Here is a 22,507-nt window from a genome sequence, read left to right on the forward strand (position 1 = left end):
AAGGACGCAGCACATGGCTCAGTTCTTCATCAACCGGCCCATTTTTGCCTGGGTCATCGCCATCATCATCATGTTGGGCGGTGCACTGTCCATCGTCACGCTGCCGCTGGAGCAGTACCCCGACATCGCTCCGCCACGCGTGACCATCGGCTCGCAATACACCGGCGCCTCGGCCGAGACGGTCGAAAACTCGGTCACGCAGATCATCGAGCAGCAGCTCAAGGGCATCGACAACATGCTCTACATGAGCTCGACCTCGGATGCCTCGGGCCGCGCGCGCACCACGCTCACCTTCGCGCCCGGCACCAACATCGACGTGGCGCAGGTGCAGGTGCAGAACAAGCTGCAGGCCGCCACCAACCGCCTGCCCGACGCCGTCAAGAGCCGGGGCGTTTTCGTGAACAAGGGCGGGCAGGACTTCCTGGTCACTTACAGCTTCTTCTCCAAAGACCCTTCGATGAGCGCCGTGGACATCGGCGACTTCCTGACCAGCAGCCTGGTGGACGTGATCGGCCGCCTCGATGGCGTGGGTGACGTGACGGTGTTCGGCACCAACTACGCCATGCGCATCTGGATGGACCCGGCCAAGATGGAGAAGTACGCGCTGATGCCGTCGGACCTGGTCAATGCGCTCAACGCCCAGAACGCCCAGGTGTCTGCCGGCCAGCTGGGCGCCCTGCCGGCGGTGTCTGACCAGCAGCTCAACGCCACCATCACCGCCCGCACCAAGCTCAAGACGGTGGAGCAGTTCGAGGCCATCGTGCTCAAGTCGGCGCTCGATGGCTCAGTGGTCACCGTCAAGGACGTGGCCCGCGTGGAGCTGGGCGCCGAGAACCTGACCGTGAAGGCCAAGCTCAACGGCATGCCCGGCGCGGGCATGGGCATCGTGCTGGCCGACGGCGCCAACGCCATGCAGGTGGCCGATGCCATTGCCGCCAAGCTGGCTGAACTCAAGCCCTACTTTCCCAACCAGATCGACTACTTCGTGAGCTCGGACTCCACGCCCTTTGTGCGCGCCTCCATCAAGGAAGTGGTCAGCGCACTGGGCGAAGCCATGATCCTGGTGGTGATCGTGATGTTCGTGTTTTTGCAGAACTTCCGCGCCACGCTGATCCCCGCCATCGCCGTGCCGGTGGTGCTGCTGGGCACCTTCGGGGTGCTGTCGCTGGCGGGGTATTCGATCAACACGCTGACCATGTTTGCCATGGTGCTGGCCATCGGCCTGCTGGTGGACGATGCGATCGTGGTGGTCGAAAACGTCGAGCGGGTGATGCACGAGACCGGCCAGTCGGCCAAGGAGGCCACCCGCCAGTCCATGCGCGAAATCACGCCCGCCCTGGTGGGCATCGGGGTCACGCTGTCGGCGGTGTTCGTGCCCATGGCGTTCTTTGGCGGCTCCACCGGCGTGATCTACCGGCAGTTCTCCATCACCATCGTGGCGGCCATGGCGCTGTCGGTGTTTGTGGCGCTCACCCTCACCCCGGCGCTGTGCGCCACGCTGCTCAAGCCCGCAGCCGCGTCTGCCGGGCATGACCGGCCCATCCGCCGCGGCCTGCTGGGGCTGAACGACCGGTTCTTCCGCTGGTTCAACCACCATTTCGACGCCACTTCGGCACGCTACCAGGGCACAGTGGCCTACACCCTGCGCCGCACCAAACGCATGGTGCTGATCTTTCTGGCGGTGTGTGGCGTGGTGTGGCTGCTCATGGCGCGCCTGCCCACATCCTTCCTGCCCGACGAAGACCAGGGCTTCCTGTACGTGAACGTGAACCTGCCCTCGGGCGCCGCCGATGCGCGGCTGCAGAGCGTGCTGGACCAGGTGCGCGACTACTTTGCGCAGCAGCCCGATGTGCTGAGCTTCTACCAGGTCTCGGGCATCAACGGAGACCAGGCCTCGGCCCGCGGCTTTGTGCGCCTCAAGCCCTGGGAAGACCGCACGCTGCCCAATCAGGCCGCCGCGCAGATTGCCTACAAGGCCACGCGCGACCTGGCATCCATCCGCGATGCGCGGGTGCTGGTCGTCATGCCGCCGGCCGTGCGGGGCCTGGGCTCCAGCTCGGGCTTCAACTTCGTGATCAAGGACATGAACGGCCTGGGCCATCAGGCGTTGCTGGCAGCCACCAACACCTTTCTGACCGAAGCGCGCAAGCGGCCCGAACTGACCAACCTGCGCATGACCAACCTGGAAGATGCCAGCGAGCTGCGCCTGGAGATCGACGACCGCAAGGCCGCCGCGCTCGGGCTGTCGTACAACGACATCAACAGCGTGCTCTCCAGCGCCATTGGCGGCACCTACGTGAACGACTTCCTGAACAACGAACGGGTCAAGCGCGTGTACATCCAGGGCGACGCCCCGGCGCGCATGCTGCCGCAGGACGTGGCGCGCTGGAGCGTGCGCAACAGCAAGGGCGAGATGGTGCCGTTTGGCGCGTTCTCCACCAGCTACTGGGCCTACGGCTCGCCGCAGCTGCTGCGCTACAACGGCAACCCGGCGTACGAGCTGGAAGGCCGCGCGGCACCAGGCGTGAGCTCGGGCGCAGCCATGAAGATCGTGGAAGACATCCTGCGCACACTGCCTCCCGGCATTGGCTACGAGTGGACGGGCGCCTCGCTGCAGGAACGCCAGTCGGGCGCCCAGGCCCCCATGCTGTACGCGATCTCGATCCTGTTCGTGTTCCTGTGCCTGGCAGCCCTGTATGAAAGCTGGACCGTGCCGCTGTCGGTGATCCTCGCCGTGCCGCTGGGCGTGGTGGGCGCGCTCGCCGCCACCTACACCCGGGGCCTCACCAACGACGTGTACTTTCAGGTGGGGCTGCTGACCACGGTGGGGCTGGCGTCCAAAAACGCGATCCTGATCGTGGAGTTTGCGGTGCAGCTGCAGGAGCAGGGCAAGAACCTGTTTGACGCCATCGTCGCGGCCGTGCGCCTGCGCCTGCGGCCCATCCTGATGACCTCGCTGGCGTTTGGCTTCGGGGTGATCCCGCTGGCCATCGGCACCGGCGCGGGTGCAGGCGGGCGGGTGGCCATCGGTACCGCCGTGCTGGGCGGCATGCTGGCTTCCACGGTGCTGGGCATCTTCCTGGTGCCGGTGTTCTTCCTGCTGATCCGCCGCTGGTTCAAGAGCCGGTCGCGCAGCGAAGACAACGCACCGCCACCGCCTGCCACCACCCTACCGCACCCCACTCAGGAGAGCGCAGCATGACGCGCCCACCCTTTTTGCCACGCCGCCAGCGCCGGACTGCCGCCATCGCTGCAGCCCTGGCCACCACCGCACTGATCGCGGGCTGCAACCTGGCCCCCATGCACCAGACCCCCGCCCTGCCGGTGCCTGACACCGTGGGCACCACCAGCGGACAGCCGGCCGTGGCCAGCGACGCCAGCCTGCATGCGGCAGCGGCGCTGGGCTGGGTGCAGGCCCAGCCGCTGCGCGATGTCATTGCCCTCGCGCTGTCGAACAACCGCGACCTGCGCGTGGCCGTCGAGACCATCGAACGGGCCCGCGCCCAGTACGGCATCACCCGCGCCGACCTGTTGCCCAGCGTCACCGCGCAAGCGCAGGCCAGCCGCGCGCGCACCGCCGCTGGCATGAGCAGCGCCACAGCCCCTGCACAGGTGGCCACGCAGTACACGGCACAACTTGGGTTTGCCAGCTACGAGATCGACTTCTGGGGCCGGGTGCGCAACCTCAACGAGGCAGCGCTGCAGCAGTTTCTGCAGAGCCAGCAGAACCAGCGCAACATCCAGACGGGCCTGATTGCCGATGTGGCCAACGCCTGGCTCACCCTGGCCGCCGACGAAGCCCGGCTGCAGCTGGCGCGCGACACCCTGGCCAGCCGCGAAAAGGCCTATGCGCTGACCGAACGCATCCACGCCATCGGCTCCACATCGGGACTGGTGCTGGCCCAGGCGCAGACCACGGTGGACGCGGCACGCGGCGATGTGGCGACCTACCTGGCGCAGGTGGAGCGCGACCGCAACGCACTGCAATTGCTGGTGGGCGGCCCGGTGCCTGCGGCCCTGTGGCCCACTGCCAGCACGCTGCGTGCAGACGCGCAGGCCCCGGCGGCGTTGCAGCCCGTGCCGGTGCCGCTGGCCTCCAGCGTGCTGCTCGCCCGCCCCGATGTGCAGGCCGCCGAAAATGCCCTGCGCGCCAGCGAAGCGAACATCGGGGCTGCGCGGGCGGCCCTGTTCCCCACCATCAGCCTCACGGCCAATGTAGGCACCGGCAGCCGCGAGCTGGACGGCCTGTTTGGCGCAGGCAGCGGCACCTGGAGCTTTGTGCCGCTGGTCCGCCTGCCCATCTTCGACGCCGGCCGCAACCGCGCCAACGTGCAGGTGGCCGAGGCCAACCAGCGCATCGCGGTGGCCCAGTACGAAAAGGCCGTGCAGACCGCGTTCCGCGAGACCGCCGATGTGCTGGCCGACCGCGCGCAGTGGGATGAGCGCATTGCCGCACAGACGCGGCTGGTGGCCTCCACCCAGAAGGCGTTCGACCTGTCGGAGGCGCGTTTCAAGGCCGGGGTGGACAACTACCTCACGGTACTGGATGCGCAGCGCAGCCTTTACGCAGCGCAGCAGACCCTCATCGGTCTGCGCCAGGCCGAGCAGGTCAACCGTGTGACGCTGTGGAAGGTGCTGGGCGGCACCCCGGACGCCGGTTGACGGCGGCCGGGTGCAGATGGATCAATAGTCAGCCCGCGCGCTTGGTCAGCAAGGCATTGGCCGCGCGTGAGTTGGGCTTGCGATCCAGGAAGCCGCTGATGTAGGCCCCGGCATCGATGAGCTGGTCCAGGTCGATGCCGGTCTCAATGCCCATGCCGTGCAGCATGTAGACCACATCCTCGGTCGCCACATTGCCGGTGGCGCCCTTGGCATAGGGGCAGCCACCCAGCCCGGCCACGGACGACTGGTAGTTCCACACCCCCAGCTCCAGCGCCGCCAGCGTGTTGGACAGCGCCTGGCCGTAGGTATCGTGGAAATGGCCCGACACATCGTCGATGCCAAAGTGCTGCAGCGTCGCCTCCAGCGCCTTCTGCACCTTGCGCGGCGTGCCCACACCAATGGTGTCAGCCACATCCACGCGCTGCACGCCAATGCCCTGGAGCAGGCCAGCCAGGTAGGCCACGCGCTCAGGGGCAATGTCGCCTTCGTACGGGCAGCCCACGGTGCAGCTCATGGCGCCGCGCACACGGATGCCGGCGGCCAATGCTGCCTCCACTACAGGGGCAAAACGCTCAATGCTCTCGGCAATGCTGCAGTTGATGTTGCGTTGGCTGAAGGCCTCGCTGGCGGAACCGAAGACGACGATCTCGTCGGGTTTGTCCAGCAATGCCGCCTCAAAGCCCTTGAGGTTGGGCGTGAGCACCGAATACGCGACGCCGCTCTGGCGGGTGATACCTGCCATCACCTCGTGGTTGTCGGCCATCTGCGGCACCCACTTGGGGCTGACGTAGCTGGTGACCTCGATCTCTTTCAGGCCGGCCTGCTGCAGGCGGTGCACCAGCTCGATCTTGACGGCAGCGGGCACCGGGGTCTTTTCGTTCTGCAGGCCGTCACGGGGGCCAACGTCGATGAGGCGGACGCGGGAGGGAATGCTCATGGGGCTACCAAGTGGTGGATCAAGGAATGCCGCCATTGTCTCGCCACCGCCTCCACAGGGCCACCCCATATCGTGCCAGACCATTCGCCGGACGCGCCATCAGCCAGCCCGGGTGTGATCACCCTCGACCTCCTGCCGCAGCAAGGCCACCATGGCCTGCGCCGCCAGCGACAGCGGCCGCCCGCGCAGCGTGATCAGCCCGATGGGCCGGTGCAGCACCGGCGCCTTGAGCGGGCGTGTGACCACCTCGGGCCGGCGCACCACCTGGGCGGCCAACTCGGGCAGCGCGCTCACACCCAGCCCCGCCGCCACCATGGCCGCAATGGTGGCCAGGTGTTCCACCTCGTAGCGGGGTTCAAAGCGGATGCGGTGCGTCAGCAGGGCCTCTTGCGCGTACTGCCGCACGCTGGTGCCCGCGGGCATGGAGATGTGGTGCAGCTCGGCCACGTCGGCCCAGGCGATGGCACCCCGCCCACGGGCCAGGGTGTGCGTGCGCTGCATCAGCAGCACAAACCGGTCGGACACCAGCGGGGTGTAGTCCAGGTCCGCATAGGCGGGGTTGGCGGCGGTGAGGGCAAAGTCCACGCGCCCGGCACGCACCATGTCGAACGCCGGGCCCGCCAGGCTGTCGATCAGCTCCATCTGCACGCCCGGGTGCTGTGTGGCGAACCGGGCAAACGCGCGGGGGACGGCCCCGGCTGCCAGCGACGGCAGCGCCGCCAGCGCAATGCGACCCACCTGCAGCTGCGCCACCTCCTGCACGCGGCGCACGGTCTCCTCCATCTGGTGGCGCAGAAACCGCGCCTGCTCGGCAAAAACCTCGCCCGCCAGCGTGAGTTGCACGGTGCGCGTGGTGCGCTCGAACAGGCGCACGTCCAGCATCTCCTCCAGCCGCGCCACCGTGCCCGACACCGCCGACTGCGACAGGTGCATCTGCAAGGCCGTGCGCCGAAAACTCAGCGTCTCGGCCAGCGACAGGAATACATCCACCTCGCGGGCGGACCAATTGATCTTCATAGCCGATCAGTCTATCGAAAAAGACGTCTGGACCGCGCAATGTGGGGCCCCTAGACTGAATTCAACGCAAGCACACCGCTTGAGCAGAGTGAGAGCAACAAGGAGACACGATGGAGAACAGTTCGCCGCGCAGCGCGCGCACCGTGGTGGTAGGCGGAGGCACCATGGGGGCCGATGTGGCCGTGGTCCTGGCCCGTGGCGGCGCGCAGGTCACGGTGGTGGACCCCCACGCCGCCCGCCGCGACCACTTGCTGCCCCACATTGCGCAGGAGCTGGCCGCTGCCGGCCAGGCCGCCCACGCCGGCCCGGTGCAGGTGTGCGCCAGCCTGCAGGACGTGGACTGGAGCGGCGTGGTGCTGGTGGTGGAATGCATCACCGAGCAACTGGCTGCCAAACAAAAGCTGTTTGCCGAGCTGGAAACCGTGGCGCCCCCCAACGCCGTGCTGGCCAGCAACAGCTCGGGCTTTCCGATCAGTGCCATTGCCCAGGGGCTGACCACGGCGCAGCGCATGCTGGGTCTGCACTTCTTCATGCCCGCCCACCTGGTGCCACTGGTGGAGGTGGTGCTGGGCGAGCGCAGCAACCCGGCCCTGGGCACCTGGCTGCACGCCTTCATGCGCGGCTGCGGCAGCGTGCCGGTGCTGGTCAAGAAGGACAAGCCCGGCTTTCTGGCCAACCGCATGCAGCATGCGCTCTCGCGCGAGGCCTTTGCACTCATCGACGAAGGCATTGCCTCGCCGGAGGACGTGGACGCCGCCGTGCGCTTTGGCTTCGGCTTCCGCTTTCTGGCAGCCGGGCCAGTGCTGCAGCGCGACCACGCAGGCATTGAGGTGCACACCGCCGCAGCCGCCACCATGTACCCCACGCTGTCGAACACCGACGTGCCCGCCCAGGCCCTGCGCGACAAGGTGGCGCAGGGTCAGCTCGGCATGAAGACGGGCAAGGGCTTTTTTGACTGGCCCGAAGACCGCAAGCGGGCCGAACGCGCGCGCTACGACACCCTGCTGCGCCAGGGCCTGGCTTTGCTTGCCAGCGAGTTGCCCACCATCGAACCCCCCACCGATACGTCACAGACGGACACCCCAACGACCACCGGAGCCCGCGCATGAGTGCATCGCCCGCATCACCCACCAATGCCAGCCAGTGGGTTGACCCACTGATCGTGACCGTGGCGCCCAACGGCGCCTACAAGCAGCCCGCCGACCACTCCGCCGTGCCCATCACCCCCACCACGCTGGCCACCACGGCCAAGGCCTGCCTGGACGCGGGAGCGGCCATGCTGCACATGCACATCCGCGACGCGCAAGGCCGCCACAGCCTTGATGTGGAGGGCTACCGCGAGGCGCAGCAGGTGGTGCGCCAGGCCGTGGGCGACGCGATGGTCATACAGATCACCAGCGAAGCCGCAGGCGTGTACCAGGCCCCCGCGCAGATCGCCATGGTGGAGGCCCTGCAACCCGAGGCCGTGTCCATCGGCCTGCGCGAAGTAGACAAGCCCGAGATCGGCGAAGCCGGACTGCAGCGCTTCTTCACCGGCCTGGCCCAGCGCCGCACCATGGTGCAGGTCATCCTGTACGACGTGGCCGACCTGCGCCGCTGGCAGGCACTGCGCGCCAGTGGCGTGGTGCCGGATGCGCCTTGGTTCCTGCTGTTTGTGCTGGGCCGCTACAGCGCAGGCCAGACCTCCAGCCCGCGCGACCTGCTGCCGTTTCTGAACGCCCATGACGGCAACGAGCCCTGGGCCGTGTGCGCCTTCGGGGCGGCAGAGAACGCCTGCGTGGCCGCCGCTGCCGTGTTTGGCGGCCACGCCCGCGTGGGGTTTGAAAACAACCTGCTGTGCAAGGACGGCAGCGTGGCCCCCGACAACACCGCGCTGGTGCGCCAGGCCGTCGAAGCGGCCGCCGCGCTGGGCCGCCCGCTGGCCACCGCCGCCGACATCCGGCAGCGCTTTGGCGCAGGCTGATCGGCACCGCTCCATCGCGCTCCCCATCCATTGACATCAACCCGCAGCAGACGGGCTTTATCCATCCCCACAGGAGACAGACATGCACCACCACCACCTTCACTCGTCCACGCATCGCGGCGCCCGGCGCGCCATGCTGCACGCGGCCCTTGCCGTGCCCCTGGCCCTGGGCATCGCAGGTCACGCTGCGGCGCAGACGGCCGCCACCGCCTTCCCCAGCAAGACCATCCGTTTTGTGGTGCCCTACCCGCCCGGTGGACCCACCGACCTGATGGCCCGCATGCTGCAGCCCGAGCTGCAAAGCCGCCTGGGTGTACCTGTGGTGGTGGACAACAAGGGCGGCGCCGGTGGCAACACCGGCAGCGCCGAGGTGGCCAAACAGGCGCCAGCGGACGGCCACACGCTGCTGCTGGCCGCCAGCGGCCCGATGGCGGTCAACCCCTCGCTGTACGCCAGCATGCCGTTCAACCCGCTGTCCGATCTGGTGCCGGTGATCCAGCTGTCGGCATTTCCGCTGGTGCTGGAGGTGCATCCCTCCCTGGGCGTCAAGACACTGGCCGAGTTCCTGGCCATGGCCAAGGCCGGAAAGCCGGTGCTGAGCTACGCGTCGGCCGGCAACGGCACACCGCAGCACTTGGCGGGCGAGCTGTTCAACACCACCGCGGGCGTGAAGATGGGGCACATCCCCTACCGTGGCGCTGGCCCCGCGCTCAACGACCTGATCGGCGGACAGGTGAACGTGATGTTCGACATCGTCGGTAGCTCCCTGCCCCACATCCAGGCGGGCAAACTCATTCCGCTGGCCGTCACATCCAGCGAACGCGCCAAGGTGCTGCCCAATGTGCCCACCATGGCGGAGGCTGGCATTGCGGGCTACCAGATCACCGGCTGGCATGGCATTGCGGTGCGCGCGGGCACCCCGCAAGCCACCGTCGACAAGCTCAACGCCACGGTGAATGCGATCTTCAAGGAACCCGCGTTCCGCACCAAATGGGAAGCCATCGGCACGCCCGTGGTGGGGGGCACGGCGGCAGACTTTGGGGCGCTCATCAAGGCCGACGCGCAGCGACTGGGCAAGCTGGTGCGCGATGCCGGCGTGACGGTGGATTGAAAAGGCACACCCTCTGTGCCCGCGCGCGGAGGGCTATGCGACAGACCTGGGGCGCAAGCGCAGCAACAGCCAGCCCACTGCCATACCGATGGCGCTGGAGAGCAGCATCACTGCACCGATCACGATCTTCACGATGGTGGAACTGCGGATTTCCGCCTGCGCCGGGTCCTTGGCGGAGTAGCGCACCGAAACCGTCTCACCCACCTTGTGGATGGCCTGCTGCTGGCGTGCGACCGAATCCGTGAAGCTGTAGGTTCGCCCATCGCCCGCCACAAACTCCACAATGCTTTTCTTGGCAAGCCCCCGGCGGTGGGATGGGCCTGTCATGATTTCTTCATGCGCCACCACCCGGCCCTTGGCGGTGTGCGTGTCGCCAAGCATGTTCATGCCAGAGGCCAATAACCACGCCGCACCCAGCGCGGTCAAGGCGCTGGGCACCAGCAGGATCCAGCCCAAAAGACCAAAGAAACGACGGAACGTGGAGGTGCTCATGCCCGCCATTCTCTACGCTCGCGAGAGTGTGGACCGGCGGCTTCAGTAGCCTCGCGCGGGGTTCACGATGCCCGCCACCGCCTCGCCGTGCTCCAGCGCCACCATCTTGCGTGCGATCTGGGCAATGCTCTCGTCGCGCAGCGTGCGCGCCGAAGTGTGGGGCGTGACGGTGATGCGTGGGTGCGTCCAGAACGCATGGCCTGCGGGCAACGGCTCGGTGCGGAACACATCGAGCGTGGCTCCAGCCACATGGCCGCTGTCGATGGCGGCCACCAGGTCTTCGTCCACCAGGTGCGCGCCGCGCGCCACATTGATCACATAACTGCCGGGCAACAGGCGGCCCAGGGTGTCCTTGTTGATCACGTTGGCCGTATCAGGCGTGAGGGGCAGCAGGTTGACCAGCACACGGCTCGCGGCCAGAAAGTCATTGAATTGATCTGCGCCCGCAAAGCCGCGCACGCCGTCGATGGCCTTGGGGCTGCGGCTCCAGCCGTTGATGGGAAAGTCAAACTGCGCCAGCGCCTTGGCAACCCGCTCGCCCAGCACGCCCAGGCCCATCACACCGACGGGATAGTCGCTGCGCAGGCGTGGCTTGCGGTAGCCCCAGCGGCCCGCCTGGGTGTCGGCCTCATAGCCATCAAACTCGCGGAAGTGGCGGATGACCGCGTGGCACACATATTCGGCCATCTGCACGGCCATGCCCGCATCATCCAGCCGCACCACCAAGGCCTGGGGCGGCAGGCGCAGCTTGAGCAGGGCATCCACCCCTGCGCCGATATTGAAGAGCGCCTTGAGGCCAGGCTGTTCGTCCATGAACTGCTGGGGTGGTGCCCAGACCACGGCGTAGTCGGCCTGCGGGGCGCCGGGCTGCCAAACAGAAATCTCAACGCCGGGCAGCGCGGCGGAAAAGCCCTGGAGCCAGGGCTCGGGCTTGGCATCGGTACAGCAAAAGGTGATTTTCATGGGGCCCAAGCGTAGCCGCATTGGGCCCCCTGCGCTGTCACCTGCAGACGACTCGGGACACTGCGTGGCTCAGGCCTTGTCGGCGGCTACCAGCTTGAGCAGCTCTGCCCCCTCGGTCACCTGGTCGCCGGGCGCGTACAGCAGCTCCTGCACCACGCCGTCGGCTGGGGCGGCAATGGTGTGCTCCATCTTCATGGCCTCCATCACCGCCAGTGGCTGCCCCTTGGCAACCTTGTCGCCCGCCTTCACGGCAAACGACACCACCTTGCCGGGCATGGGGGCCGTGAGGCGTCCGCCTTCAGCCGCTGCCTCGCCCGCGTGGGCCAGCAGGTCGATGGCGGTGATCTGCGTGGCGCCCAGCGGGGTAAAGACATGGTCCACCTCGCCCTGCGCATACACGGCGGCGCGGGTGCGCTGGCCAGCAAACTGCAGCTCGATGCCATCGGCCTGTGCGGCAAACACCAGTGGCCCGGCCACGGCGGTTTCACCTTCGCCCACGGCCAGATGCAGGCTGCCACCGCGCTCGTACGTGAGCCAGGCCTTGGCATGTTCGCCGCCAAACTCGAACTCGAAGCGGCGCTGCACCACACCATGGGTGTGGAAGCCGTCGCGGCGGCTGAACGGGTCCACGCCTTCGCTGGCGCGCTCCTTCAGCAGCGTTTGCGCCACCGCAGCGGCAGCGGCCAGCGGCAGGCCCACCGGCTCCTGGTGAAACAGCACGGCCTGCTCACGCGGGATGAGCGCGGTGTCGAGCTGGGCGCTGGCAAATGCCTCGGTGCGCGCCACGCGGCGCAAAAACTGCACGTTGGTCGCCAGGCCCACGATGTGGGTCTGCGCCAGCGCTTCATCGAGCCGGGCCAGGGCTTGCGCACGTGTGTCGCCGTGCACGATGAGCTTGGCCACCATGGAGTCGTAAAACGGGCTGATCGCATCGCCCTGGCGCACGCCGGAATCCACGCGCACCGCGCCTCTTTCAAACGTCACGCAATCGGGTAACGCATACACATTGAGCGCACCGGTCGCGGGCAGGAAGTTGTTGTCGGGGTTCTCGGCACAGATGCGGGCCTCGATGGCGTGGCCTGTAATGCGCAGGTCTTGCTGCTGGAGCGGCAAGGGCTCGCCCGACGCTACACGCAGCTGCCACTCCACCAGGTCGAGGCCGGTGATCGCCTCGGTCACAGGGTGCTCCACCTGCAGGCGGGTATTCATCTCCATGAAGTAGAACTTCATCTGCTCGGGCGCGTCATAGCCGCCGGGCTGCTCGACGATGAACTCCACCGTGCCCGCGCCCACGTAGTGCACAGCCTTGGCGGCGGCCACAGCGGCCTCGCCCATGCGGGCGCGCAGCTCCGGCGTCATGCCCGGCGCAGGCGCTTCTTCCAGCACCTTCTGGTGGCGGCGCTGCACGGAGCAATCGCGCTCAAACAGGTACACACAGTTGCCGTGCGTGTCGCCAAACACCTGGATCTCAATGTGGCGCGGGCGCTGCACGTACTTTTCGACCAGCACCGCGTCGTCACCAAAGCTGTTGATGGCCTCGCGCTTGCAGGAGTCGAGCGCCGCCGCAAAGTCCTCGGCCTTGTCCACAGCGCGCATGCCTTTGCCGCCGCCGCCGGCGCTGGCCTTGATGAGCACGGGATAGCCAATACGGTCCGCCTCGCGTTGCAGCAGCGCCGGGTCCTGGTCAGCACCGTGGTAGCCGGGCACCAGGGGCACCTGTGCCTGCTCCATGAGGCGCTTGGACTCGGCCTTCAGCCCCATGGCATTGATGGCGCTGGCGGGGGGGCCAATAAAAACCAGGCCCGCGTCGGCACAGTCCTTGGCGAAGTCTTCGTTCTCGCTCAGAAAACCGTAGCCAGGGTGGATGGCCTGCGCGCCCGTGGCCTTGGCAGCCTCGATGATGCGTTCCCAGCGCAGGTAGCTGTCCTTGGGTGCGCTGCCGCCAATGTGCACGGCCTCGTCGCACACGGCCACGTGTTTGGCGTTGGCGTCGGCGTCGGAGTACACGGCGACGGTTTTCACGCCCAGGCGCTTGGCGGTCGCTGCGACACGGCAAGCGATCTCGCCACGGTTTGCAATAAGGATCTTGTTGAACATGTTTAAGCCACCTTGGCAGAACCAGAAAAGAAAGAGGACAAGCGCCGCACCACGGCGCGCAGAAACTTGAACAGCACCACCATCAGCAGCACCGACACCGCCACCATCACCACCAGCGCGATGCCAAAGGCCACCGGGTGCTGCGTGGCCAGCCACACCACGGCCACCACCAGGCCGTCTTCAAAGAACGACAGCCCCCAGTTGGAAAACGGCTCGGGCGAGGTGTTCACGGCAGCGCGGGTGGTCATCTTGGTGGCCAAGGCCGTGGCAGAGAGCGAGCCGCCCAGCAGTCCCGCCACCACGGCCATGGTCGCGTTGTCGGCACCGAACACGCCGTAGGCCAACGCAGCGCCCGCAGGTACGCGGATGAAGGCATGGATGGCATCCCAGGCGCTGTCCACCCAGGGCACCTTGTCGGCAAAAAACTCCACCATCAGCATGAAGCCGCTGACCATCAGCACCAGCGGGTGCTGCAGCATCGCCAGGCCTGGCGGCAGGGGCATCCAGCCCAGCACGCCCATCATGCCGACCAGGAACACCACGGCATACAGCCGGAACCCGCTGGCCCAGCCCAGTGCGGCGGCCAGCGCCAGCAGGCTGGGCATGTCGAGCTTCGCAGTTGCTGTGGCTGCCGCGTCGCCCACGGCGCGCGCGGTGCCGCCATCCACATGCAGTCCCAGCGTGTGGAGCCACTGCACGATGTTGAACCAGAGGGTGTCCATGGTCTGCTTGTACTGATCAGCCCAACCAGGCGGGTTTGCGCTTGTTGAGGAAGGACTGCACGCCTTCCTTGCCCTCGTCGCTGGCACGGATGTCGGCAATGCCCTGCACCGTGGCGGCGATGAGGCCCGCGTTGATCTCCCGCTCTGCCACATCCATCACCAGCTTCTTGCACACGCGCACAGCGTTGGGGCTGGCGCTGGTCAGGGCCTTGAGCAGTTCGTCCACCTTGGTGTCGAGCTGGTCAGCGACCACGACCTCGTGCACAAAGCCAATGCGCAAGGCTTCGGCCGCGCCAAAACGCTCAGCGGTGAGGAAGTACCGGTGCGCAGCACGTGCGCCCATGGCACGGATCACATAGGGGCTGATGGTGGCGGGGATGAGCCCCAGCTTCACCTCGCTGAGGCAAAAGCCTGCCGTGTCCACGGCCACGGCCATGTCGCACGCGGCCACCAAGCCCATGCCACCGGCGTACACATCGCCCTGCACGCGGGCGATGGTTGGCTTGGGGCATTCGTAGATCACGCGCAGCATCTCGGCCAGCTTGCCCGCGTCGGCGATGTTCTCGTCGCGCGTGTAGTCGGCCATGCGGCGCATCCAGTTGAGGTTGGCACCGGCGCAAAAGGCAGGGCCTTCTGCGGCGAGCACCACGGCGCGCACATCGGCACGCCCGCCCACATCTTTGAAGGCGGCGGTGATCTCGGCAATGACCTCATCGCTGAAGGCGTTGCGAATCTCAGGCTGCGTGAGCGTGATGCGCGCCACGGCGCCGGTTTGGGTGATGGAAAGGTTCTGGCTGCTCATGGCTTGGACGGGTTTTGCAGAAAGTAGACGAAGTCCAGCTCGGGACAGGGCTGGCCCAGCGCGGTCAATGCCGCAGTGATCTGACCCCGGTGGTGCGTGCCGTGGTTGAACACGTGCGCCAGCGTGGCCGCAAACGGCAGCGATGCCGCCGTGCCACGCATGGTGGTGTAGTCGAGCGTGCCGCTCCAGCGATCAGGCGAGAACGAAGCAATCAACGGTGCCCAGCGGGCAGCGCCTTCGCGCAACCGGGCATCGAGTTGCGCGCGGTCGAGTTCCAGCTCGGCGTCCAGCGCCACCTTGGGCGAAATGCCTTCGGCAAAGCGAACGAACCACAGATGGTGCTCGCCCACCAGCAGGTGGTTGAGCGTGCCGTGGATGCTGTGGAAGAACAACCCAAAATCGCGCCGGTAGTCCTCTTCCGGCAGCGCCCGCACGGCATCGAGCAGGCGCGCCGTGGCCCACACGTTGTAGCGTGCCAGCTGGGTGAAATGCGCAACAGCGTCCATGGCGGCTCCCGGCGGGTTACATACGGAACAGGCCGAACTTGGTGTCTTCGATGGGCGCATTGCGCGTGGCGGCCAGCCCCAGCGCCAGCACACGGCGGGTGTCGGCCGGGTCGATCACGCCGTCGTCCCACAAGCGCGCAGTGGCGTAGTAGGGGTGGCCCTGGTCTTCGTATTGACGGCGGATGGGGGCCTTGAAGGCTTCCTCCTCCTCCATGCTCCACTGGCCGCCCTTGCCTTCGATGCCGTCGCGCTTCACCGTGGCCAGCACGCCTGCGGCCTGCTCGCCGCCCATCACGCTGATGCGCGCGTTGGGCCACATCCACAGGAAGCGGGGCGAGTACGCGCGGCCGCACATGCCATAGTTGCCTGCGCCAAAGCTGCCGCCAATGATGATGGTGAACTTGGGCACGCTGGCCGTGGCCACGGCCGTCACCATCTTGGCGCCGTTGCGGGCGATGCCTTCGTTCTCGTACTTGCGGCCCACCATGAAGCCGGTGATGTTCTGCAGGAACACCAGCGGTATCTTGCGCTGGCAGCACAGCTCGATGAAGTGCGCACCCTTGAGCGCCGACTCGCTGAACAGGATGCCGTTGTTGGCGATGATGCCAACCATCATTCCCTCGATGCGCGCAAAGCCCGTGACCAGCGTGGTGCCGTAGCGTGCCTTGAACTCGTCGAACTCGCTGCCGTCCACGATGCGCGCAATGATCTCGCGCACGTCAAACGGCTTGCGCGTGTCCACGGGGATCACGCCGTACAGCTCGTCTGCTGCGAATTTAGGAGCTACCGGCGCATGATCTGCGGGCGCCTGCGGCTTGTTTTTATTCAAATTGCGCACTGCATTGCGTGCCAGTTGCAGCGCGTGCATGTCGTTCTGCGCCAGGTGGTCGGCCACACCCGACAGGCGGGTGTGCACGTCGCCGCCGCCCAGGTCTTCGGCCGTGACGACCTCGCCCGTCGCGGCCTTGACCAGCGGTGGGCCGCCCAAAAAGATCGTGCCCTGGTTTTTGACGATGATGGACTCGTCGCTCATCGCAGGCACATAGGCGCCGCCCGCCGTGCACGAGCCCATCACCACCGCAATCTGGCTGATGCCCATGGCGCTCATATTGGCCTGGTTGAAGAAGATGCGGCCGAAGTGGTCGCGGTCAGGAAAGACTTCGTCCTGATTGGGCAGGTTGGCGCCGCCCGAGTCCACCAGGTAGATACAGGGCAGGTGGTTCTGCTGCGCCACTTCTTGCGCGCGCAGGTGCTTCTTGACGGTGAGCGGGTAGTAGGTGCCGCCCTTCACCGTGGCGTCGTTGCACACGATCATGCAGTCCACGCCGCTCACGCGGCCAATGCCTGCGATGAGCCCCGCGCTGGGTGCGTCGTTGTTGTACATGTTGAGCGCGGCCAGCGGCGCCAGTTCGAGGAACGGCGTTCCCGGGTCCAGCAGCATCTGCACGCGCTCGCGCGGCAGCAGCTTGCCCCGCGCCGTGTGCTTGGCGCGGGCCGCCTCACCGCCGCCCTGGGCGACCTTATCGAGCTGCGCGCGCAGGTCATCCACCAGTGTGCGCATGGCGGCAGCGTTGGCCAGAAAGTCCGCCGAGCGGGCATTGAGTTGGGTGTCGAGAATGGTCATACGTTGTGGCTCTTTCAAGCGGTTTTCTGTTCTTCCAGACCCAGCTGGTCCTTCATCTCGTCGCGGATCTTGAACTTCTGGATCTTGCCCGTCACCGTCATCGGAAAGCTGGTGACAAAGCGGATGTAGCGCGGCACCTTGTAGTGCGCAATCTGGCCCTTGCAGAAGGCGCGGATGTCGTCCTCGGTGGGCCGCGTGCCGGGCTTGGCGATGATCCAGGCACAGAGTTCTTCGCCGTACTTCTGGTCGGGCACGCCCACCACCTGCACGTCCTGCACCTGCGGGTGGCGATACAAAAATTCTTCGATCTCGCGCGGGTAGATGTTCTCGCCGCCACGGATCACCATGTCCTTGATGCGGCCGACGATGTTCACATAGCCCTCGGCATCCATGGTGGCCAGGTCGCCGGTGTGCATCCAGCCGCCGTCGTCGATGGCCTCGCGGGTCTTGGCCTCATCGCCCCAGTAGCCGTGCATGACGGAATAGCCTTTGGTGCAGAACTCGCCGCGCTGGCCGACGGGAACGATGGCGCCCGTGTCAGGGTCCACGATCTTCACCTCCAGGTGCGGCTGCACCTGGCCCACGGTCGATACGCGCTTATCCAGCGGCGTGTCGGTGCTGCTTTGGCAGCTCACGGGACTGGTCTCGGTCATGCCGTAGGCGATGGTGATTTCGCGCAGGTTCATCTGCTCCACCACACGCTTCATCACCTCGGTGGGGCAGGGCGAGCCCGCCATGATGCCGGTGCGCAGCGTGCTCAGGTTGAACTCGGCAAAACGCGGGTGATCCAGCTCGGCAATAAACATGGTGGGCACGCCGTGCAGGCCGGTGCAGCGCTCGTCCTGCACCGTCTGCAGCACGGTGATCGGGTCGAATCCGTCATTGGGGTACACGATGGCAGAGCCATGCGTGAGGCAGGCCAGGTTGCCCAGGACCATGCCAAAGCAGTGGTACAGCGGCACGGGGATGCACAGCCGGTCTTCGGGCGAGAGCTTCATGCATTCGCCAATGAAGAAGCCGTTGTTCAGGATGTTGCGGTGCGTGAGCGTGGCCCCCTTGGGGAAGCCCGTGGTGCCGCTGGTGAACTGGATGTTGATGGGGTCGGTGGCACTCAACGTGGCTGCGATGTGCGCCAGGCGCGGGTCGGCCGCGTTGCCGCGCGCCAGCAGGTCGGTAAAACGCAGCAGGCCGGGCTCGTCGGCGCCCTGCCCCGCCTCATCGATCCACACCACCGTGTTCAGGTGGGGCAGCTTCACGGAGCCCAGCTGGCCTGGCTGCTGGTGGTGCCACTCGGGCGCCAGCTCGCGCAGCATGCCCAGGTAGTCGCTGGTCTTGAAGCGGGCCATGGTCACCAGCAGCTTGCAGCCCACCTTGTTGAGCGCGTATTCGACCTCGGACGTGCGGTACGCCGGGTTGATGTTGACCAGCACCAGGCCCACCTGCGCGGTGGCCAGCTGCATCAGCACCCATTCGGCATTGTTGTGCGACCAGATGCCCACGCGGTCGCCGGGGGCGAGCCCCAGGCCGAGCAGTGCGCTGGCCAGGCGGTGGGCTTCGGTTTGCAGCTGGGCATAGGTGTAGCGGCGGCCCTGGTGCCTGCTCACCAGCGCCTCGCGATCGGGCTGGCGGGCCACCATGCCGGCAAAGAAGGCGCCGATGGTCTGCTCGATCAGGGGAACATCGGTGGCGCCACGGGCGTAGCTCTCCACCAGTGGTGCGGATTGTGTTGCGGCTGCAGTCGTCACGGGTTTGTCTCCTCGGTCTCCGGCCAGCGCAGGCAGAACGCGCACGGCGGGCGGGCAATTAGCAAGCTTGGGCAAGCATAGAAGCCCACGGCCCTGCCGGGTTGCCACAATGGTTGCAAATCGTGCCACGGCTGGCACACTCTGTAACGTGAAATCACCTGCCCCTCCCGCCCATCGCCTGCCTGCTTCCGCCACAGCTCCCGCCGCCACGCCCATCGCACCGGCGGCCACGCCCATCGCGTTCGTGCGCGCCATTGTTCTGGCCTATGAACGGCGCGGCATGAGCCCCGAACGCGCCCTGACCCAGGCACAGATTGCGCCGCAGCTGCTGCAAGACGACAGCGCCCGCATCACCGCCTGGCAGATGGAGCAAATCTCCGATGCCGCCATGCAGGAGCTGGACGACGAAGCCCTGGGCTGGTTCAGCCGCCGCCTGCCCTGGGGCAGCTACGGCATGCTGGCGCGCGCCAGCATCAGCTCGCCCACGCTGCAAGTGGCCCTGGCCCGCTGGTGCCGCCACCACGGCCTGCTGGCGGACGACATTGCGCTGCACCTCACCACCACCGGCGACACTGCCACACTGGCCATCACCGAGGCCCGCGACCTGGGCGCGCTGCGCGAGTTCTGCCTGGTGTCGGTGCTGCGCAATGCACACGGCCTGGCCTGCTGGATGGTGGACTCGCGCATCCCCCTCATCGCCGCCGAGTTTGCCTTTGATGCGCCCCCGCATGCCGATGCCTACGCCGTGCTGTTCCGTGGCCCCGTCACCTTCCACGCACCACGCACCGCCATCCACTTCGACGCCCGCTACCTGCACCTGCCCCTTCGCCGGGACGAGCAGGCCCTGCGCCAGATGCTGCAGCACGCCCTGCCCCTGACGGTGCTGCACTACCGCCGCGACCGCCTGCTGGTGCAGCGCGTGCGCCAGTTGCTGGCCGCCCCCCTGCCCGGCCAGCCCGCCCATGCGCTGCCCCAGCACAGCGCTGAATCACTGGCCGCGCTGTTGCATGTGTCACCGCGCACCCTGCACCGGCAGTTGAAGGAAGAAGGTGCCACGCTGCAAGGCCTGAAAGACGAGGTGCGCCGTACCCGCGCGGTGGAGCTGCTGCACCGCACGCAGCGGCCCATCAAGCAGGTGGCGGAGGCGGCGGGTTTTGAGAACGAAAAGAGTTTTATCCGGGCGTTCCGGGGGTGGACAGGGCAGTCACCGGCGGAGTTTCGGAAGGTGGTGCGGGTGTAGAGACTGCGCAAGGAATGCTTTACGCTTACTCTCACATGCAGATCAATTCAATATCTTGCCTGCTCAAGGTCAAGCATCTGGGGAACCGGTCATACGTCGCTGTTTTCCAGGCAGACGCTGGTACGTTTGAGCTATTTTTGGCTGGCTCGGGCTATCCGGGCGAGTTCACTGGCTTCATGTCGCCGTCTCTACGAAATCAGACCACGGGTCAGAGTTGGGTAATTGACTGGCCGCTAGCGAAAATCGTTGCCGCACACCTGGAACCAGTACTGGACACAGCGGGAACCGACAGACAGCTCGCCCAAGAGCTCATCAACGCATTACTCACAGGTAAACGGTACGGGCATGAGGACCGTCTCGAAGGATAAAGCAGCCCCGCTCCACGACCATCATTCGCATGTACGTTGAATAGCGGCCGCTGGCTGCAGACACGACACATGCCAAGCAACCTTAGTCACCCACGCGAAGCCAGCCCCCCCATGCTCCACCTCCACCACTGCATCAGCGCCCGCTCCTTCCGCCCCCTGTGGATGCTCGAAGAGCTGCAACTCCCCTACCAGCTCCACATGTTGCCCTTCCCGCCGCGCGCCAAGGCGCGGTGGTTTCTGGACGAGAACCCGCTGGGCACGGTGCCGCTGCTGGTGCAGGGCGATGTCCGCATGACCGAATCCGCCGCGATGTGCCAGTACCTCGCGGCCACACACCCGGATGCGGGGCTGGACGTGGCGCCCACGCACCCGGCGTATGGCGCCTACCTGAACTGGCTGCACATGAGCGATGCCACGCTGACCTTTCCGCAGACGCTGGTGCTGCGCTATGGCCGCTTTGAGCCTGCGGAGCGGCAGCAGCCGCAGGTGGTGGAGGACTACAGCCGCTGGTTCCTGGCCCGGCTGCGCGCCGTAGAGACGGCACTGACCCACAGCCGCAGCGACCATCTGTGCGCGGGCCGCTTCACGGCGGCGGATGTGGCGGTGGGGTATGCGCTGCTGCTGGCGCAGCACCTGGGGCTGGATGTGCAGTTTGGCCTGGCCACGCAGGCCTATTGGCAGCGGCTGCAGCAGCGGCCCGGCTACCAGCGTGCCATGGCGGCGCAGGTGCGGGCTGCCGAGGAGCAGGGCGTGCCCACAACCCCGGCGCCGGATACGCGTCCCTGAGCGCCGTCAAGAGCCCCTGAGCGCGCGCCCTCAGTCCTTGGCCTGCAGCCCCGCTGGCGGTGCATGTGGCGCATGGGGATCGGGGCTGAGCAGCGATTGCACCAGCGCCCGGAACTCGGGCGAGTGGCGCAGCACGCTGCCGCCCGCCTCGATGAGGTCGGTGACTTCTTCCGACGTGATCGAGAACGCCGTGGGCACCTGCAGCAAGCGGCGGCGTGCGATGTCGTCGGGGGCGTCGCGCAGGTTGACGGGGATGACGTGGATCTCTGCGTCGGGCGCGAACACGTCGTTGGCGCCGGTGGGGCCTGACGCCAGCGAGCGCTGCCATTGGCGTGTGATGTCGCGCAAGAACTCTTGCGTCTCGCGCGTGGCGCGGGCGCCGGTGCCGAACAGCAGGGCGTCCACCACCTGCGCCATGTTGGGCACCTTGTCGCTCATGTCGATGTTGACCGAGGGATCGCGCTCGGCGTTCACCGTGATCAGCACCAGCTTGCGGATGGTGGCAGGCGGTATGCCGACCTCGCTGAAGGTCTGGCGCAGGCCGCCATTGGCCAGGGCACGGTCCAGCAGGCGCTGCACCCCCAGGTTGTCGGCCAAGCCGCCATCGACCAGATGGATGTAGGGCTTGCGCTGCGCATCCACATAGCTCAGCTCATGGGCGCGATTGAGCCGCACGCGGTAGTCGCCCGCCGCCGCCGCGGCGACCGATGGGGAGGGACGATCGGAGCACTGGTCGGCGTAGTTCTTGAGCGTCATCGGGCTCAGCAGCAGCGGCACCGCCGACGAGGCCGCCACGGCGAACGACAGCGGCACCTTGCGCAGGTCTGAGCAGATCAGCGAAAACTGCTCCCAGGTGAACTCAAAGCCGGTGCCCAGCGACATGTCGGTGGCGGTAATGAACAGCTGCGGGTGGCGCGGGCGCCGCTCCACGTCGCCAAAGGTGAGGCCGCCATACAGCTCGTCCAGCCGCCGTGCCAGCAGGTGCGTGCGGCCCAGCCAGGGGGAGGTCAGGTCGATCAGATTGCCCGGGCGCAGCGCCTGGGTGATGAGGCTGTTCTGGAAGTTCTGGCGCAGAAAGTCCTGTTCAAAGCGTGGCAGCCCCTCGATGCCATGCGCCGCAAAGTAGGCCGCCACAATGCTGCCGCCCGACACACCGCAAACCACGTCGGTGGCGTCCAGCAAGGTGGTGGGGTGGCCGTTCCACACAAACCGCGTCTGCTGCAGCTCGGTCAGCACGCCGTAGCCAAACGCGGCGGCCCGCGCCCCGCCACCTGACAGCGTGACGGCCACGAGGATGGTCGGGTCGCGCTCGGACTTGCGCACAGGGATGTTCTGATCGCCCGCAGGCAGGGGTTCGTTGATCCAGGGTTTGACCGACGAACAGCCCGCCAGCAGCGCCAGGGCGGCGGCCAGTACCGTGTGCTTCATGGCCCGCGCAAAGGTGTTCATCGCCATGTCCCTTTTTTTGTGGA

Annotated in this window: 18 protein-coding genes; 7 read left to right on the forward strand and 11 right to left on the reverse strand. The window is 66.8% G+C overall.

Features of this window, described 5'->3' with window-relative positions:
* Positions 1-13: 13 nt before the first annotated feature.
* Positions 14-3,202, forward strand: a complete 3,189-nt coding sequence (locus IB236_RS22405) for an efflux RND transporter permease subunit (RefSeq protein WP_192422269.1) — start codon at positions 14-16, stop codon at positions 3,200-3,202.
* A complete protein-coding gene (locus IB236_RS22410) occupies positions 3,199-4,662 on the forward strand; it encodes an efflux transporter outer membrane subunit (RefSeq protein WP_192422270.1) in 1,464 nt (487 codons plus the stop codon). Before IB236_RS22405 ends, IB236_RS22410 begins: the two co-directional genes overlap by 4 nt.
* A gap of 28 nt (positions 4,663-4,690) precedes the next feature.
* Here IB236_RS22410 and IB236_RS22415 read toward each other — a convergent pair whose 3' ends face one another.
* Both IB236_RS22415 and IB236_RS22420 read right to left on the reverse strand, forming a co-directional pair.
* On the reverse strand, positions 4,691-5,599 hold the full coding sequence (locus IB236_RS22415; protein WP_192422271.1) for a hydroxymethylglutaryl-CoA lyase: 909 nt from the start codon (positions 5,597-5,599) through the stop codon (positions 4,691-4,693).
* A 99-nt stretch (positions 5,600-5,698) separates the two neighbouring features.
* On the reverse strand, positions 5,699-6,616 hold the full coding sequence (locus tag IB236_RS22420; protein ID WP_192422272.1) for a LysR family transcriptional regulator: 918 nt from the start codon (positions 6,614-6,616) through the stop codon (positions 5,699-5,701).
* A 110-nt stretch (positions 6,617-6,726) separates the two neighbouring features.
* On the opposite strand from IB236_RS22420, the gene IB236_RS22425 reads away from it, so the two are divergent.
* The 3 genes from IB236_RS22425 (at position 6,727) to IB236_RS22435 (ending at position 9,690) form a co-directional block, all read left to right on the forward strand.
* Entirely contained in the window at positions 6,727-7,725 is a 999-nt protein-coding gene (locus tag IB236_RS22425; protein ID WP_192422273.1) for a 3-hydroxyacyl-CoA dehydrogenase family protein, read from the forward strand.
* Positions 7,722-8,579, forward strand: coding sequence for a 3-keto-5-aminohexanoate cleavage protein (locus IB236_RS22430; protein ID WP_192422274.1), 858 nt, complete (start codon positions 7,722-7,724; stop codon positions 8,577-8,579). Before IB236_RS22425 ends, IB236_RS22430 begins: the two co-directional genes overlap by 4 nt.
* Before the next feature lie 82 nt (positions 8,580-8,661).
* The gene (locus tag IB236_RS22435) at positions 8,662-9,690 is read left to right on the forward strand and encodes a tripartite tricarboxylate transporter substrate binding protein (protein ID WP_192422275.1); all 1,029 of its coding nucleotides are present in this window, start codon (positions 8,662-8,664) and stop codon (positions 9,688-9,690) included.
* A gap of 33 nt (positions 9,691-9,723) precedes the next feature.
* Here IB236_RS22435 and IB236_RS22440 read toward each other — a convergent pair whose 3' ends face one another.
* The 8 genes from IB236_RS22440 to IB236_RS22475 form a co-directional block, all read right to left on the reverse strand.
* Entirely contained in the window at positions 9,724-10,182 is a 459-nt protein-coding gene (locus IB236_RS22440) for a DUF3592 domain-containing protein (RefSeq protein WP_192422276.1), read from the reverse strand.
* Between the two features lie 42 nt (positions 10,183-10,224).
* A complete protein-coding gene (locus IB236_RS22445; RefSeq protein ID WP_192422277.1) occupies positions 10,225-11,145 on the reverse strand; it encodes a glyoxylate/hydroxypyruvate reductase A in 921 nt (306 codons plus the stop codon).
* 69 nt (positions 11,146-11,214) lie between these two features.
* The gene (locus IB236_RS22450) at positions 11,215-13,242 is read right to left on the reverse strand and encodes an acetyl/propionyl/methylcrotonyl-CoA carboxylase subunit alpha (RefSeq protein ID WP_192422278.1); all 2,028 of its coding nucleotides are present in this window, start codon (positions 13,240-13,242) and stop codon (positions 11,215-11,217) included.
* Positions 13,243-13,244: 2 nt separating this feature from the next.
* A complete protein-coding gene (locus tag IB236_RS22455) occupies positions 13,245-13,964 on the reverse strand; it encodes a DUF4126 domain-containing protein (RefSeq protein WP_192422279.1) in 720 nt (239 codons plus the stop codon).
* A 16-nt stretch (positions 13,965-13,980) separates the two neighbouring features.
* The gene (locus IB236_RS22460; protein ID WP_192422280.1) at positions 13,981-14,766 is read right to left on the reverse strand and encodes an enoyl-CoA hydratase/isomerase family protein; all 786 of its coding nucleotides are present in this window, start codon (positions 14,764-14,766) and stop codon (positions 13,981-13,983) included.
* Positions 14,763-15,272 (reverse strand): DinB family protein, encoded by a 510-nt coding sequence (locus IB236_RS22465; RefSeq protein WP_192422281.1) that lies wholly within the window; start codon positions 15,270-15,272, stop codon positions 14,763-14,765. Before IB236_RS22465 ends, IB236_RS22460 begins: the two co-directional genes overlap by 4 nt.
* 16 nt (positions 15,273-15,288) lie before the next feature.
* Entirely contained in the window at positions 15,289-16,896 is a 1,608-nt protein-coding gene (locus IB236_RS22470) for a carboxyl transferase domain-containing protein (RefSeq protein ID WP_192422282.1), read from the reverse strand.
* A gap of 14 nt (positions 16,897-16,910) precedes the next feature.
* Positions 16,911-18,641: an AMP-binding protein gene (locus tag IB236_RS22475; RefSeq protein WP_192422283.1), complete on the reverse strand. Its 1,731-nt coding sequence runs from the start codon at positions 18,639-18,641 to the stop codon at positions 16,911-16,913.
* Positions 18,642-18,750: 109 nt separating this feature from the next.
* On the opposite strand from IB236_RS22475, the gene IB236_RS22480 reads away from it, so the two are divergent.
* Together IB236_RS22480 and IB236_RS22485 are read left to right on the forward strand one after the other, a co-directional pair.
* Complete coding sequence (locus IB236_RS22480; RefSeq protein ID WP_192422284.1) at positions 18,751-19,881, forward strand: AraC family transcriptional regulator; 1,131 nt, start codon at positions 18,751-18,753, stop codon at positions 19,879-19,881.
* 479 nt (positions 19,882-20,360) lie between these two features.
* A complete protein-coding gene (locus tag IB236_RS22485; RefSeq protein ID WP_192422285.1) occupies positions 20,361-21,035 on the forward strand; it encodes a glutathione S-transferase family protein in 675 nt (224 codons plus the stop codon).
* Positions 21,036-21,065: 30 nt separating this feature from the next.
* Here the strand turns inward: IB236_RS22485 and IB236_RS22490 are convergent, their stop codons facing one another.
* Complete coding sequence (locus IB236_RS22490; protein ID WP_225581320.1) at positions 21,066-22,490, reverse strand: patatin-like phospholipase family protein; 1,425 nt, start codon at positions 22,488-22,490, stop codon at positions 21,066-21,068.
* Between the last annotated feature and the right edge of the window lie 17 nt (positions 22,491-22,507).

This window comes from Acidovorax sp. ACV02 (assembly GCF_014851475.1).
GTDB classification, from domain to species: Bacteria; Pseudomonadota; Gammaproteobacteria; order Burkholderiales; family Burkholderiaceae_C; genus Acidovorax; species Acidovorax delafieldii.

What these genes read in the sequence shown, in the direction of transcription:
- IB236_RS22405 (WP_192422269.1), top strand. Translation starts at nt 14, where the DNA reads ATGGCTCAGTTCTTCATCAACCGGCCCATTTTTGCCTGGGTCATCGCC.
- IB236_RS22410 (WP_192422270.1), top strand. Translation starts at nt 3,199, where the DNA reads ATGACGCGCCCACCCTTTTTGCCACGCCGCCAGCGCCGGACTGCCGCC.
- IB236_RS22415 (WP_192422271.1), bottom strand. Translation starts at nt 5,599, where the DNA reads ATGAGCATTCCCTCCCGCGTCCGCCTCATCGACGTTGGCCCCCGTGAC.
- IB236_RS22420 (WP_192422272.1), bottom strand. Translation starts at nt 6,616, where the DNA reads ATGAAGATCAATTGGTCCGCCCGCGAGGTGGATGTATTCCTGTCGCTG.
- IB236_RS22425 (WP_192422273.1), top strand. Translation starts at nt 6,727, where the DNA reads ATGGAGAACAGTTCGCCGCGCAGCGCGCGCACCGTGGTGGTAGGCGGA.
- IB236_RS22430 (WP_192422274.1), top strand. Translation starts at nt 7,722, where the DNA reads ATGAGTGCATCGCCCGCATCACCCACCAATGCCAGCCAGTGGGTTGAC.
- IB236_RS22435 (WP_192422275.1), top strand. Translation starts at nt 8,662, where the DNA reads ATGCACCACCACCACCTTCACTCGTCCACGCATCGCGGCGCCCGGCGC.
- IB236_RS22440 (WP_192422276.1), bottom strand. Translation starts at nt 10,182, where the DNA reads ATGAGCACCTCCACGTTCCGTCGTTTCTTTGGTCTTTTGGGCTGGATC.
- IB236_RS22445 (WP_192422277.1), bottom strand. Translation starts at nt 11,145, where the DNA reads ATGAAAATCACCTTTTGCTGTACCGATGCCAAGCCCGAGCCCTGGCTC.
- IB236_RS22450 (WP_192422278.1), bottom strand. Translation starts at nt 13,242, where the DNA reads ATGTTCAACAAGATCCTTATTGCAAACCGTGGCGAGATCGCTTGCCGT.
- IB236_RS22455 (WP_192422279.1), bottom strand. Translation starts at nt 13,964, where the DNA reads ATGGACACCCTCTGGTTCAACATCGTGCAGTGGCTCCACACGCTGGGA.
- IB236_RS22460 (WP_192422280.1), bottom strand. Translation starts at nt 14,766, where the DNA reads ATGAGCAGCCAGAACCTTTCCATCACCCAAACCGGCGCCGTGGCGCGC.
- IB236_RS22465 (WP_192422281.1), bottom strand. Translation starts at nt 15,272, where the DNA reads ATGGACGCTGTTGCGCATTTCACCCAGCTGGCACGCTACAACGTGTGG.
- IB236_RS22470 (WP_192422282.1), bottom strand. Translation starts at nt 16,896, where the DNA reads ATGACCATTCTCGACACCCAACTCAATGCCCGCTCGGCGGACTTTCTG.
- IB236_RS22480 (WP_192422284.1), top strand. Translation starts at nt 18,751, where the DNA reads ATGGTTGCAAATCGTGCCACGGCTGGCACACTCTGTAACGTGAAATCA.
- IB236_RS22485 (WP_192422285.1), top strand. Translation starts at nt 20,361, where the DNA reads ATGCTCCACCTCCACCACTGCATCAGCGCCCGCTCCTTCCGCCCCCTG.
- IB236_RS22490 (WP_225581320.1), bottom strand. Translation starts at nt 22,490, where the DNA reads ATGGCGATGAACACCTTTGCGCGGGCCATGAAGCACACGGTACTGGCC.